The following is a 12,737-nucleotide window of genomic DNA, read 5'->3' as shown; positions in this document are numbered from 1 at the left end:
CACAACATCCTGGGGGATGCGTGACCAACCAAACCAACCTGATCGACCTCGACGCCCTGATCGCCGAGCACGGCATAGTCGGGGCGCAGGTCGCCGTGCTGCACAACGGCGAAGTCGTAGATGTCGCAGCCGGCGTGCTGAACAACGTCACCAACGAGAAGGTGACGTCGACCTCGGCGTTCCAGATCGGGTCGATCACCAAGATCTGGACCGCGACGCTCATCACGCAGCTGGTGAACGAGGGCATGCTCGACCTGGACCGCCCGGTCCGCGACGTGCTGCCCGGCTTCGAGATCGCCGACGAGAAAGCCGCGAAAACGATCACCCCGCGGCACCTGCTGACGCACACCGGTGGGTTCGACGGCGACCTGTGGTTCGACACGGGCGCCGGCGACGACAAGGTCGAGAAGTACGTCGGGCTCATGGCGGACGCACGGCAGGTCGTCGAGCCCGGTGAGCTCTACACGTACTGCAACAGCGGGTTCGTGGTGCTCGGCAGGATCGTGGAAGTGTTGCGCGGCAAGACTTTTCACGAAGCGGTCAAGGAGCACATCGGCACGAGACGTCTCGGCACGGTCGCCACGACGTTCGCCGAGTACGCGGACCAGACCGTGGCGACCGGGCATCTGGGCAAGGACCTGGAACCCGCCGGGAAGTTCCTGACCGAGGCCGCGGTTCCTGCCGGGACGGTGCTCGCGATGAGTGCGCGCGACCTGGTGGAGTTCGCGCGGATGCACGTCGAGTCGGACGAGTTCGCGGCGATGCGCGAGGTGCAGTTCGCGCTGCCGGACTTCGGGCTCGGCGGCAGCCAGGGGCTCGGCTGGGTGCTGCAGACCTACCCCGACGGCCGCAAAGGCATGGGGCACACGGGGATGACGCTCGGGTTCGAGGCCTCGCTGCGGGTGCTGCCCGAGGACGGGCTGGCCATCGCGGTTCTCACCAACGGCGGGGAGAGCCTGCCGCTGGTCCGCGCGGTGCAGGCGAAGGTGCTGGGCGATCTGGTGGGGTCCAAGCCGAAGAGCCTGCCCGCGCCACCGCTGGTGCGGGTGCCGGTCGACGTCGAGAAGGTCGTCGGGGTCTACCGGTCCGCCGGGCTGGAGGCGCACGTGAGCGAGGGTGACGGCGGCACGGTGCGGATGCGGTTCGTGGCCCTCGACGAGGTCTGGGAGGCCCTGGTCGACGACGAGGAGCACGAGTACACCGGGCTGCGGGACGACGCGCTCATCAGCGTGCGCGAGCAGGACGGGTACCACCCCGTGCTCGTCCTCTGCGGACGGGACGAGCAGGACCGGGTGAAGTACCTGCACTGGGGGCGGGCGGCGGTCAGGGTCTAGACGGCGCGCTTCGCGTACTTGGCGAGGAACTGGACGACGTCGGGCGTGACCTTGCGGTACAGCCCGTCGTCGTGCCCGCCGCCCTTCACCGTGCCGACGACCGGGCGGGCGTCGTGGATGTAGCGGCGGGTGCCCTCGATGAACTTGTCTCGGTCGCCGATCCACACGCCGACCGCCGTCGAGCCGGTGGACCGCAGGTGTCGCAACGGGTCGAGCGACGCCCACTCGCCCTCGTTCTTGAACGCCCTGCGCTTCGCCATCTCCGGCCACGTCGTGATCAGGCCGGGGGAGATGGCCGCGGCGGCCGCGATCGGGTCGCCCCGTTCGGCACGGCGGCGCGCGTACAGCAATGAGCCGAAGCCGCCCATCGACACGCCCGTCACCGCGAACGGCTCGCCGTAGCCGCGGTCCTTCAACCAGCGGGGGATCTCCTCGAGGAGCATCGCCATCGGGTCGTCGCCGGGGACGTTCTCGTGCCAGTAGTTGTTGCCGCCGTCGACCGCGACGAAGCCGAACGCGGGCACCTTGCCCTTGGCGACGGCCGCGGCCAGCACGTCGGGCAGGCCGCCGATCGCCGCGTGCCGGGCGTCGCCGTTCAGGCCGTGCAGCAGGATCGACATCGGCAGGCCGCGCGGGTTCACGCCGGACGGCAGGTAGAAGGCGAGGGTGACCTCGCGGTGGCGGGCGGCCGAGTACACGCGCTCGAAGCGGATCACGGGTTTCACGGCGGAGGCGGCACGCACCTTGTCCGCCGTCGCGATCTGCTGCTCGACGGCGTTCGAAGTCGACACGTACGTCGCGACGCCGGTGGCTGTCGCGATGACCACGCCGATCGCCGCCAGGAGGGTGCGGCGGCTGTACCTCGGTTCCCCCATGCTCACCTCATCGCGTGGGCGCCGTTCCTCGTTTCCTACTCAGAGGACGGAACGCACACGTAACGAGGACAGTTCCTCACTCGAATAGCCCAGCCACGTCAGCACGTCGTCATTGTGCTGGCCGAGCGAGGGCACCGCACCCGCTGACCACTCGAACCCGGCCACGGGCGGCGCCAGCATCCGGGCCGTTCCGCCGGGAACGCGCACGTCAACCCACGTGTCGAGCTGCGGGTGTCCGGCCAGGTCAGTGACCGGGCGGGTCACCGCGCACGGCACGTCCACCCCGTCCAGAGCGGTCAGCAGCTCGGCCGCGGTGAGGCCCGAAAAGGCCGTTTCCAGCAACTTCTGAAGCTCAGAGCGGTGCTCCACCCGGGACGTGACTGTGGCGAACCTCTCCTCCGCGCCCAGCCCGATCAGCCCGCACAACCGCTGCCACTGCCCGTCGTTCTGCACGGCCAGGTGCACCGACCCGTCCGCACAGGCCACCGGCCCGTACGGCGCGATGCTCGGGTGGTGCGCACCCGAACGGGGAGCCGCGGCGCCCGTTCCGGCGGCGTAGAGCATCGGCTGGTGCATCCACTCGGCCATCGCTGCGAAGAGTGACAACCGCAGCCGCGCCCCTTCACCCGTCCGGCCGCGCTGCAGCAACGCCGCCAGCACCGCTGACTGCAGCTGCACGCCTGCCGCGATGTCCGCGACCGAGATGCCGGCGCGCGCCATCACGTCACCTTCGCCGGTCAGCGCCACCAGCCCCGCCTCGGACTGCACCAGCGCGTCGAACGCCTTGCGGTCCACGTACGGGCCGTCCCAGCCGTAGCCGGACAGCTCACCGACGATCAGCGACGGCGGCAGGTCCAGCGCCAGCCGTGCCCAAACACGCGGCGAGAGGTTGCACAGCAGCACATCGGCGCGCTCCACCAGGCGCACCAGCACCTCACGGCCGTCGGGGTGGTTGATGTCGAGCGACACCGACTCCTTGCCGACGTTCGTCCACGCGAAGTACGACGACACCTCGCCGCACGCCGAGTCGTAGTGGCGGGCGAAGTCGCCCACTCCAGGCCGTTCGATCTTGATGACCCGCGCGCCCAGATCGGCGAGCAGCCGGGTCGCGTACGGCACGGCGACGGCCTGCTCCAGGCTCACCACCACGACCCCGTCAAGCGGTCTCAACCACGCGCTCCCCGCCGGTGTAGACGTTCATCGAGTCACCGCGCAGGAACCCGACGAGCGTCATCCCTTGCTCCTCGGCCAGCTCCACCGCGAGCGACGACGGCGCCGACACCGCCGCGAGCACCGGAACTCCGGACATCGCGGCCTTCTGCACCAGCTCGAACGACGCCCGCCCGGACACCATCAGCACCGCGCCGCGCAACGGCACCAGGTTCTGCAGCACCGCCCAGCCCAGCACCTTGTCGACCGCGTTGTGCCGGCCCACGTCCTCGCGCACCACCAGCAGCTCGCCGTCCACGAACAGGCCCGCCGCGTGCAGCCCGCCGGTGCTCTCGAAGACCTTCTGCCGTTCCCGCAACGCGTCCGGGAACGTCGTGAGCAGCTCCGGCGTGACCCTGACCTCGTCGAACGCGGGCGAGTAGCGCGTCTTGAGCTTGACCGCGTCCAGCGCGCCCTTGCCGCACACCCCGCACGACGACGTGGTGTAGAAGTTCCGCTCCACCCCGGTGTCGGGCGGCGGCACGCCCTCGGCCAGCGCGATGTCCAGCACGTTGTAGGTGTTCAGCCCGTCCGGCCCGGTGCCCTCGCAGAACCGGGCGATCGAGATGTCGGCCGACGACCCGATCACGCCCTCGCTGAGCAGGAACCCGTGCGCGAGCTCCACGTCCTGACCGGGCGTGCGCATCGTGACGGCCAACGCCTTGCCGTTGACCCTCAGCTCCAGCGGCTCCTCGGCGGCGAGCGCGTCGACTCTGCGCCGACGACCGCTCGGCGACACCCGTTCGACCGCTCGGCGCACCGTCACTCGGCCCATGTGCACATCTCCTTCGGACCGCTATGTTCCCCACCGACCAGGCTACGTGGGAGGGATTCCGGGGCATGGACGACGTCGTGATCGTGGGAGGCGGCCACAACGGTCTGGTGGCGGCCGCGTACCTCGCCAGAGCGGGGAAGTCGGTCAGGGTGCTCGAGAAGCTGCCGCACGTCGGCGGGGCCGCGGTGAGCGCGTCACCGTGGGAGGGCGTCGACGCCCGCCTCTCCCGCTTCTCCTACCTCGTCTCGCTGCTGCCCGACCGGATCGTGTCGGACCTGGGGCTGAACCTCGCGCTGAGGTCGCGCGCCGCCTCGTCCTACACGCCGAACGGCAAGGGCGGGCTGCTGGTCGAGCGCACCCCCGGCGAGGCGACCGAGCGGTCGTTCGAGGCCGTGTGCGGGTCGCTCGACGACTGGGTGCGGTGGCGGCGCTGGTACGCCGACCTGGAGCAGATGGCGGCCGCGCTGGCGCCGACTCTTCTGGAACCGTTGGTGTCACGCGAACATCTGCGCGTGCACGTCGACGCGGTGACCCGCGGCCGGGTGTGGGAGCAGATCTTCGAACGGCCGATCGGCGCGACCCTGCAGGAGCTCTTCGACAACAACCTGGTGCGCGGCGTCGTCGCCACGGACGCGTTGATCGGCACGCACTCGTCGCTGCACTCGTTGCGCGCCAACAAGTGCTTCCTCTACCACGTGATCGGCAACGGCACGGGCGAGTGGAAGGTCCCGGTCGGCGGCATGGGCGGCGTGACCGCCGAGCTGGAACGGGTCGCGCGCGAGGCCGGCGCGCAGATCATCACCGGCGCCGAGGTGACGTCGATCGAGTCGGACGGCAAGACCGCGTCCGTGACGTACGGCGGTGAGACCGTCGAGGCCCGGTTCGTGCTCTCCAACGTGGCGCCGTCGGTGCTGGGACGCTTGCAGGGCAAAGAGGTCCACGACGCTCCCGGCTGCCAGTTGAAGATCAACATGCTGCTCCGGAAGCTGCCCGAGCTGAAGTCCGGGGTGGACGCGCGGATCGCGTTCGCCGGCACGTTCCACCTCGACGAGTCCTACGACCAGCTGGAGACCGCGTACCTGGAGAGCGCCGCCGGGCAGGTGCCGTCGGTGCTGCCGGGCGAGATGTACTGCCACTCGCTGACCGACCCGTCGATCCTCGGGCCGTCGCTCGCGGGTCACGAGACGCTGACGCTCTTCGGCCTGCACCTGCCGGCGTCGCTCTTCGAGGGCCGCAACGACGAGCTGCGCGACGAGCTCGTGCGCCGCTACCTCGACCAGCTCAACGCCCACCTGGTGGAGCCGATCCAGGACTGCCTGGCCGTGGACGCCGCCGGAAACCCGTGCATCGAGGCCCGCACCCCGCTCGACCTGGAGGCGGAGCTCGGCCTGCCGGGCGGCAACATCTTCCACGGCGAGCTCGACTGGCCGTTCGCCGAGACCGACGAGCAGGTCGGCCGGTGGGGCGTCGAGACCGATGTGGACAACGTGTTCGTCTGCGGCGCGGGCTCCCGGCGCGGCGGCGGCGTGAGCGGCATCGGCGGCCACAACGCGGCGCGGGCAGTCCTCGAGCGCATTTGAGACATTTTTGATGACACCCCACGTCATCTCTGGTTACGCTCTGCGGCGTGGGGGACTTCTACGGAATCGCCGAGATCGCCGACGCCATGGGGCTCAGCCGGCAGCTGGTCGCCGTGTGGCGCAAGAGACGCTCGCACGGCATCCCCGAGCCGGACGCGGAACTCGCGTCCGGCCCGATCTGGCGCCGCGAGACCGTGGAGCCGTGGATCGAACGCACCCGAGGCCGCCTGGGCCTCGCGGGCACGCGCGAGTCCGCGAGCAGGAGCCTCCGCCTGCGCACGTGCCGTCGCGTGCTGCGGCTGGCGGCGTTGATGCTGGAGGAACCGCAACGGCCGCGCGTGCTCAACGAGGCCGCCGATCAGCTGCGCGACCTGATCCACGAGGTCGACCAGTCCGCGGACGACGTCGTCGGGGCGTTGCTGCGCGAGCTCATCGAACCCGTGCGCGACCCGGACGTGCCCGCCGAGCTGCTGCGGGTGCCCGTCATCGAGTCGCTGCCGCTCGTGACCGCCGTGGCGCGGAACTCGCCAGACTGGTGACCAGCGCGCCCACCGCGGCCAGTGCCATGTCCGCGTGGGCGTCCCACATGTCGCCCTGCTGCCCGTTGTAGGCCTCGGCCAGGTCGGGTGCGAGCGTCATCGCGATCGCCCACTCCAGCAGTTCGTACGCGGCCAGGTCATGCGCACATCCTGGCCGATCATGTCAGCGCCCATATCAGGATCTGTATATCAAGGTTCCTTGCTAAAGGTTCCCTGATGTGGGACCTTGGTGGCATGACGGACGCTCCCATCACCGACCCCAAAGCGCTGCGGGCGCTCTCGCACCCGTTCCGCTGGAAGCTGCTCCAGTTCCTCACCGAGGAGGGGCAGCAGACGGCGACCCAGTGCTCCGCGGCTCTCGGCGAGAGCGTCGCGAGCTGCTCGTACCACCTGAACATGCTGGCCAAGTACGGCTTCGTCGCGGAGGTCGAGGGCCCTGGCAGGCAGAAGCCGTGGAAGATCGTGCCGAAGCGCCAGTCCATCTCGTCGGAGGGGCTGGAGGGTGAGGCGGCCATGGCGGCCGAGGCGGCGTCGATGGCCTACCTGGACCAGGAGTTCGAGCGCATGCGGTCGCGCCTGCGGCAGTTCGACCACCTGCCGGAGGAGTGGCGTCCGGCGGTCGGCACCGAGGGCACCGTCAAGTTCCTCACCGCCGACGAGGCGCTCGCCTTCGTCGACGAGCTGCGGACGTTGCTCGACCGGTACGACGACCGGCGGCTCAATCCCGAACTGAGGCCCGAGGGGGCCAGGGCGGTCCGGTTCTTCCTGAGCCACACGATCGCACCCGACTGATCTGACCAGAGGAGAAGTGCTGTGCTGTCACACGATCACGCGTTTGCTATCGCGAAGCTACGGCAGGCCGAGTTCGAGGCCGACGCCGCCGCGCGCCGGCTCGTTCGCACGCCTGAAGCACCCGAGGAGAAAGCCGGCGCCGGATTACTGGTGGAAGGGCGCCGCCGCTGGAGGTTGTTCGGTCGCGTTCGACCGGCGTAGCGTGGGGCCTCCGCCGCCGTAAACGTTTTCAGGACGTTTCAACGGGGAGGACATCCGTGGTGCGGAGACTCGGTGCGGCGCTGGCCGCGGCACTGCTGGGCGTCGCGATGCTCGCGGAACCGGCGCAGGCGGCGGACTTCAACGTCAGGGACTACGGCGCGGCCGGCAACGGCAGCGCGAACGACACGGCGGCCATCGACAGGGCCATCACCGCGGCGAACGCGGCGGGCGGCGGGACGGTCAGATTCCCGTCAGGCACCTACCGTTCGCCGAACACGATCCACATGAAGAGCAACGTCACGCTCGACCTCGACGCGGGCGCGACGATCATGGGCGCTTCCGGCACCGGGTACGACCCGCCGGAGGACAATCAGTGGGACGACTACCAGGACTACGGGCACAGCCACTTCCACAACGCCATGATCCGGGGCGACCGGCTCACGAACATCGGCTTCGTCGGCTCCGGCACGATCGACGGCGGCGGCGCGCTCATCACCGGCAACCCCGGCCGCGGCCAGGCGGACAAGATCATCTCGTTGACCCGCTGCGAGAACCTGACGGTCAGCGGCATCGAGCTCCGGCGCGGCGGCCACTTCGCGATGCTGGTCAACGGCTGCCGCGGCGTCGTCAGCGACCGCCTCACCATCGACACGGCGAGCGACCGCGACGGCTGGAACGTCATCAACACCACGAACGTCACCATCACCAACGGCGACTTCGCCGGCAACGACGACGCGCTCGCGTTCAAGAGCGACTACGCGCTCGGCCAGAAGCTGAGCAACGGCAACGTGAAGGTCCACGACACCAAACTCAGCGCGGGCTGCTGCAACGCGTTGATGTTCGGCTCGGAGACGTGCGGCGACTTCACCGGCTACGACTTCCAGCGCATCCAGGTCCAGGGCTCGAACAAGTCGGGGCTCGGACTGGTGTCGATGGACGGCTCGGTCATCTCCGACGTGCACTACAAGGACATCACCGTCAGCGGTGTGCGGTCGCCGATCATGCTCAAGGTCGGCGCCCGCAAGCGCTGCGGCAACAGCCCCGGCGTCGGCGCCATCCGGAACGTCACCTACGACAACATCACGATCAACGGCGCCTCGCCGTCGTTCAGCCCCACGATCATGGGCGACGTCGACGGCCACGTCACCGACGTGACGTTCACCAACGTCAAGATCAACGTGCCGGGCGGCAACGGCACGATGTCCACCAACCCGCCCAGCAACGAACGCACCAACTACAACCCCAACAGCATCGGCACGAGGCCCGCGTACGGCTGGTACGTCCGTTACGCCGACCGCATCAAGTGGATCGGCAGCGCCGTGTCGTTCACCAACAACGACGGCAGGCCCGCGGTGATCGCCGACAACTCGTCCGACCTGACGTTCGACGCCTTCGGCTGGGAACGCGGCACGAACAGCCCGACGGACTTCCTCTTCCGCAACACCACCGGTTTCTGCGTGCGGGGCAGCGGGTCGCCGCGGATCCAGAACACCGGTTCGACCGAGAGGTGCGGGACGGACTTCGGCCTCGCCGTCGACCCGTCCTCGCGCGTGGTCAAGCCGGGGGAGACGGCGTCGTTCGCGGTCAGCGCGGCCGGCTCCGCCGGTCCGATCAGCCTCGACGCGGAGAACGTGCCGGCGGGCGAGGTCGTGCGGTTCGACCCGCCGACCATCAACGCCGGTCAGACGTCCACGATGACCGTGGCCACGCTGCCGGACACCCCGCACGGCTCGGCGAACATCACCGTGATCGGCCGGGCCGGGCAGCTCACGCGGACGGCTGTCGCGACCCTGACCGTGGGCGACCAGCCCGCCGAGCTGGAGGTGAGCGGGCTTTCCGTGGCGGACACGGCGAACGCGGGCGACTGGTCGGTGCAGAGCGGGCTGCGCACTGGGGTCGCGCAGTACGGCGACCGGGACTTCACGTTCAGCTCGGTGCCGGGCGAGGTCGTCGGCGCGAAGTGGATCCGCACGGCCAACGACTCGAAGTCGGCCACGCAGAACCCGTTGGCGCGCTTCACGATCAACCGCGACGCGCTGGTGTACGTCGCGGTCGACACGCGGCTCGGCAAACGGCCGTGGATGGACGCGCTGTGGCTCGACAGCGGGGTGCAGCTCGTGAACACCGAAGGGTCCCCGAAGACCTTCCGCCTGTACGTCAAGGGTTTCCGGGCGGGAGAGGTGCAACTGGGACCCAACGGTGGTGCCTCGAACTACAGCGTCGTGGTCAGTTAGCGGCTTCCAAGCGCACGATCACCGACTTGGAGGTCGGCGTACCCGAGATGTCCGCCTTGGAGTCCAGCGGCACCAACGGGTTCGCCTCCGGGAAGTACGTCGCCACACATCCACGAGCCGTGGAGTAGGAGACGATCCGGAACGACTCGGCGCGGCGTTCCACGACGCCCGTCGGGTCGTCCTTCCACTCCGAGATGATGTTGACCATCTGCCCGTCGGAGAACCCCAGCGCGGCGACGTCGTCGGGGTTCACGAACACCACGCGACGGCCGTCCTTCACGCCGCGGTAGCGGTCGTCGAGGCCGTAGATCGTGGTGTTGTACTGGTCGTGGCTGCGCAGGGTCTGCATCAGCAGCCTGCCCTCGGGGATCTCGATGACCGTCATCTCGTTGGCCGTGAAGTTCGCCTTGCCGGTCGTCGTCGCGAACTCCTGCGAGTCGCGCGGCGGGTGCGGCAGCACGAACCCGTCGGGCTGGCGGACGCGCGTGTTGTAGTCGGTGCAGCCCGGCACGACGGCGGCGATGTGCTCGCGGATGACGTCGTAGTCCTTCTCGAACGTCTCCCACGCCACCGGGTGCGACCTGCCGAGCGTCTTGCGCGCGAGCCGGCAGACGATCGAGACCTCGGACAGCAGCTGGTCCGACGCGGGCTTGAGACGACCCCGCGAGCGGTGCACGACCGACATCGAGTCCTCGACCGTGACGAACTGCTCGCCGGAGTGCTGCACGTCGCTCTCCGTGCGTCCCAGCGCGGGCAGGATCAACGCGGTGCGGCCGTGGATCACGTGCGAGCGGTTGAGCTTCGTGGAGACGTGCACGGTCAACGAGCACTGCTCCAGCGCCTTCTCGGTCACCGGGGTGTCCGGGGTGGCGCTGACGAAGTTGCCGCCCATCGCGATGAACACCTTGCCGCGGCCGTGCCGCATGGCGTTGATGGCGTCCACGGTGTCGAAGCCGTGCTTGCGCGGCACGGAGATGCCGAACTCGTTCTCCAGCGCCTTCAGGAAGAACTCGGGCATCTTCTCGTAGATGCCCATCGTGCGGTCGCCCTGCACGTTGGAGTGGCCGCGCACCGGGCACAGGCCCGCGCCCGGCTTGCCGATCATGCCGCGCAGGAACATGACGTTCGCGATCTCGCGGATCGTCGGCACGCTGTGCTTGTGCTGCGTGAGACCCATGGCCCAGCAGGCGATGGTGGCCTTCGAGTCGACGAACATGCCGGCGACCTTGGTGATCTGCTCGCGGGTCAGGCCGGTCGCGGTGAGCACGCCGTCCCAGTCGAGCTCGCGCAGGCTCTCCGCGTACTCCTCGAAGCCGTGGGTCTTCGCCGAGATGAACGCCTTGTCGACCTTGTCCCACTGCAGCAGCAGGTGACCGATCGCCTGGAACAGCGCCTGGTCGCCGCCGACCTTGATCTGCACGAACTCGTCGCACAGCGCGGTGCCCTTGCCGACCACGCCCGCGACGTTCTGCGGGTTCTTGAACCTCATGAGGCCCGCTTCCGGCAGCGGGTTGACGGCGATGATCTTCGCGCCGTTCTTCTTCGCCTCCTCCAGCGCGCTGAGCATGCGCGGGTGGTTCGTGCCAGGGTTCTGGCCGATGACCACGATGAGGTCGGCGAGGTCGAAGTCCTTGATCGACACCGAGCCCTTGCCGATGCCGATGGTCTCGTTCAGCGCCGAGCCGGACGACTCGTGGCACATGTTCGAGCAGTCGGGGAGGTTGTTGGTGCCGAACGAGCGGACCAGCAGCTGGTAGAGGAACGCGGCCTCGTTGCTGGTGCGGCCGGAGGTGTAGAAGATCGCCTCGTCCGGGGATGACAACGCTGTCAGCTCGTCGGCGATGAGCGTGAACGCCGCGTCCCAGCTGATCGGTGTGTAATGCGTCGCACCAGGCCTCAGGACCATGGGTTCGGTGAGCCGGCCCTGCTGCCCGAGCCAGTAGTCCGTCTTCGTCCGCATGCTCTCGACGGAGTGCTCGGCGAAGAACTCGGGCCCGATTCGTCGCTTGGTGGCTTCCTCCGCGACGGCCTTCGCGCCGTTCTCGCAGAACTCCGCCATCTTGCGGTGACCCTGCGGTTCCGGCCACGCGCAACCGGGGCAGTCGAAACCTTCACGCTGGTTGAGCAGTCGCAACGTCTTGACCGTGCGCCCGACACCCATCTGCTCGACCGCGCGGTCGAGCGACACGAGCACACCGGGAATACCCGCGGCCCAGGTCTTGGGGGTGCTGACTTCGAGCGCGGACTCGTCGACGTCGTGCTGCGGGGGCTTGCTGCTCATGTGTTCATTCAACGCCGATCGACGTCGGCGCCGCCAGCGCCCCCGAAGAACGCGGCGGCGCCGTCGACACGGGCCCCAAGGGGTGTGAACGGTCCGTGACGGCTAATTGTGATCGCCGTCACTCGCGTCCGGCACCTCTGAAAGGGTGATCAACCGCAGGTGTCCGGGGTGGGCAGCGGCCCGTCCGTCGAGAAGTAGCGGCGGTCGTCGCCCGCCACGCCCACGCCGGGCGCGGCCGGTTCGGTGAACTGCGGCGCGAGATAACCGTCGCGGGCAGCGCCGCACGCCACCGAGTACTGGAAACCACGGGCCTCCGACGGCCAGATCCCCTCGGGCGTGACCGCGTACGACACCTGGTACCTGCTCGCCACCACCATCTCGCGCTGGTGCCGCAGGGCACCGGGATCGGGCGGTTCGAAGGCGTAGGCGAACACGTAGTCGGTCAGCACCAGCGGGTGCCCGTTCCGCTCGCTCAGCGTCATCCGGCCCTCGGCCTTCACGCCGAGCAGCTTCGTGCCCGGTTTGATCCGCGTGGTCCAGTCGGGCAGGTCGCCCGCGACCTGGAGGCGCACCTGCGGGGCGAGCAACGCGAGGAACGGCTCCGGGTTGTGCCGCTCGATCATCTCGGGGTCGGTCCTGGACGCGATGAGCACCTCGCGGACCAGCGCGAACTCCGTGCGGCCCGCCGGGACGACGATGCCGTCGGCGCCGTCGGGCCACTGCTCGGCGGGGGTGCCCGCGAACGGGATCAGGAGGTTCACCGCCGGGGGTCTGCGCCACGACGTGTTCAGGGCGACGAGCACGGCGACGATGACGACCAGGGAGAGGGCGGACACCGTCTTGTTGTTCACGCAGAACACCACGTTCACGGGCCCGCCGGGGTTGCCTTGCGCGTTAGCAGGTATCTCGTTTCAAGT

11 protein-coding genes are annotated in these 12,737 nt (G+C 69.1%); 5 read left to right on the top strand and 6 right to left on the bottom strand.

The window, feature by feature from the left end:
- Nucleotides 1–20: 20 nt before the first annotated feature.
- A complete protein-coding gene (locus tag ACQEU1_RS18060) occupies nt 21–1,334 on the top strand; it encodes a serine hydrolase domain-containing protein (protein WP_433202634.1) in 1,314 nt (437 codons plus the stop codon).
- Here ACQEU1_RS18060 and ACQEU1_RS18055 read toward each other — a convergent pair.
- Genes ACQEU1_RS18055 through fdhD form a run of 3 tightly spaced genes read right to left on the bottom strand, consistent with a single transcriptional unit; the run spans nt 1,331 to nt 4,193 of the window.
- A complete protein-coding gene (locus ACQEU1_RS18055; protein ID WP_433202631.1) occupies nt 1,331–2,209 on the bottom strand; it encodes an alpha/beta hydrolase in 879 nt (292 codons plus the stop codon). The genes ACQEU1_RS18060 and ACQEU1_RS18055 overlap by 4 nt on opposite strands.
- Nucleotides 2,210–2,248: 39 nt before the next feature.
- Nucleotides 2,249–3,379, bottom strand: a complete 1,131-nt coding sequence (locus tag ACQEU1_RS18050) for a CaiB/BaiF CoA transferase family protein (protein ID WP_433202628.1) — start codon at nt 3,377–3,379, stop codon at nt 2,249–2,251.
- The gene (gene fdhD, locus ACQEU1_RS18045) at nt 3,366–4,193 is read right to left on the bottom strand and encodes a formate dehydrogenase accessory sulfurtransferase FdhD (protein ID WP_433202625.1); all 828 of its coding nucleotides are present in this window, start codon (nt 4,191–4,193) and stop codon (nt 3,366–3,368) included. Before fdhD ends, ACQEU1_RS18050 begins: the two co-directional genes overlap by 14 nt.
- A 65-nt stretch (nt 4,194–4,258) precedes the next feature.
- Here fdhD and ACQEU1_RS18040 point away from each other — a divergent pair, with 65 nt between their 5' ends.
- Entirely contained in the window at nt 4,259–5,773 is a 1,515-nt protein-coding gene (locus ACQEU1_RS18040; RefSeq protein WP_433202622.1) for a phytoene desaturase family protein, read from the top strand.
- Nucleotides 5,774–5,820: 47 nt separating this feature from the next.
- The gene (locus tag ACQEU1_RS18035; RefSeq protein ID WP_089922227.1) at nt 5,821–6,312 is read left to right on the top strand and encodes a hypothetical protein; all 492 of its coding nucleotides are present in this window, start codon (nt 5,821–5,823) and stop codon (nt 6,310–6,312) included.
- Here the strand turns inward: ACQEU1_RS18035 and ACQEU1_RS18030 are convergent.
- Nucleotides 6,257–6,433 (bottom strand): DUF2238 domain-containing protein, encoded by a 177-nt coding sequence (locus tag ACQEU1_RS18030; RefSeq protein ID WP_433211560.1) that lies wholly within the window; start codon nt 6,431–6,433, stop codon nt 6,257–6,259. The genes ACQEU1_RS18035 and ACQEU1_RS18030 overlap by 56 nt on opposite strands.
- Before the next feature lie 113 nt (nt 6,434–6,546).
- Between ACQEU1_RS18030 and ACQEU1_RS18025 the strand changes: the two genes are divergently transcribed.
- Nucleotides 6,547–7,104: a winged helix-turn-helix domain-containing protein gene (locus tag ACQEU1_RS18025; RefSeq protein ID WP_433202617.1), complete on the top strand. Its 558-nt coding sequence runs from the start codon at nt 6,547–6,549 to the stop codon at nt 7,102–7,104.
- Nucleotides 7,105–7,361: 257 nt separating this feature from the next.
- On the top strand, nt 7,362–9,539 hold the full coding sequence (locus ACQEU1_RS18020) for a glycosyl hydrolase family 28 protein (protein WP_433202614.1): 2,178 nt from the start codon (nt 7,362–7,364) through the stop codon (nt 9,537–9,539).
- Here the strand turns inward: ACQEU1_RS18020 and ACQEU1_RS18015 are convergent.
- Both ACQEU1_RS18015 and ACQEU1_RS18010 read right to left on the bottom strand, forming a co-directional pair.
- The gene (locus ACQEU1_RS18015) at nt 9,532–11,820 is read right to left on the bottom strand and encodes an FdhF/YdeP family oxidoreductase (RefSeq protein WP_433202611.1); all 2,289 of its coding nucleotides are present in this window, start codon (nt 11,818–11,820) and stop codon (nt 9,532–9,534) included. The genes ACQEU1_RS18020 and ACQEU1_RS18015 overlap by 8 nt on opposite strands.
- 149 nt (nt 11,821–11,969) lie before the next feature.
- Complete coding sequence (locus tag ACQEU1_RS18010; protein WP_433202608.1) at nt 11,970–12,671, bottom strand: hypothetical protein; 702 nt, start codon at nt 12,669–12,671, stop codon at nt 11,970–11,972.
- Nucleotides 12,672–12,737: the final 66 nt, after the last annotated feature.

The organism is Lentzea sp. CA-135723 (assembly GCF_050936595.1).
Classification (GTDB): Bacteria; Actinomycetota; Actinomycetes; order Mycobacteriales; family Pseudonocardiaceae; genus Lentzea.
Note: the sequence above shows the minus strand (reverse complement) of the source record. Positions and strands in the feature narration are given on the sequence as shown.

Bases quoted from the DNA above. Each gene is read 5' to 3' on its own strand.
- ACQEU1_RS18055 (WP_433202631.1), bottom strand. From the start codon at position 2,209: ATGGGGGAACCGAGGTACAGCCGCCGCACCCTCCTGGCGGCGATCGGC.
- fdhD (WP_433202625.1), bottom strand. From the start codon at position 4,193: ATGGGCCGAGTGACGGTGCGCCGAGCGGTCGAACGGGTGTCGCCGAGC.
- ACQEU1_RS18040 (WP_433202622.1), top strand. From the start codon at position 4,259: ATGGACGACGTCGTGATCGTGGGAGGCGGCCACAACGGTCTGGTGGCG.
- ACQEU1_RS18025 (WP_433202617.1), top strand. From the start codon at position 6,547: ATGACGGACGCTCCCATCACCGACCCCAAAGCGCTGCGGGCGCTCTCG.
- ACQEU1_RS18015 (WP_433202611.1), bottom strand. From the start codon at position 11,820: ATGAGCAGCAAGCCCCCGCAGCACGACGTCGACGAGTCCGCGCTCGAA.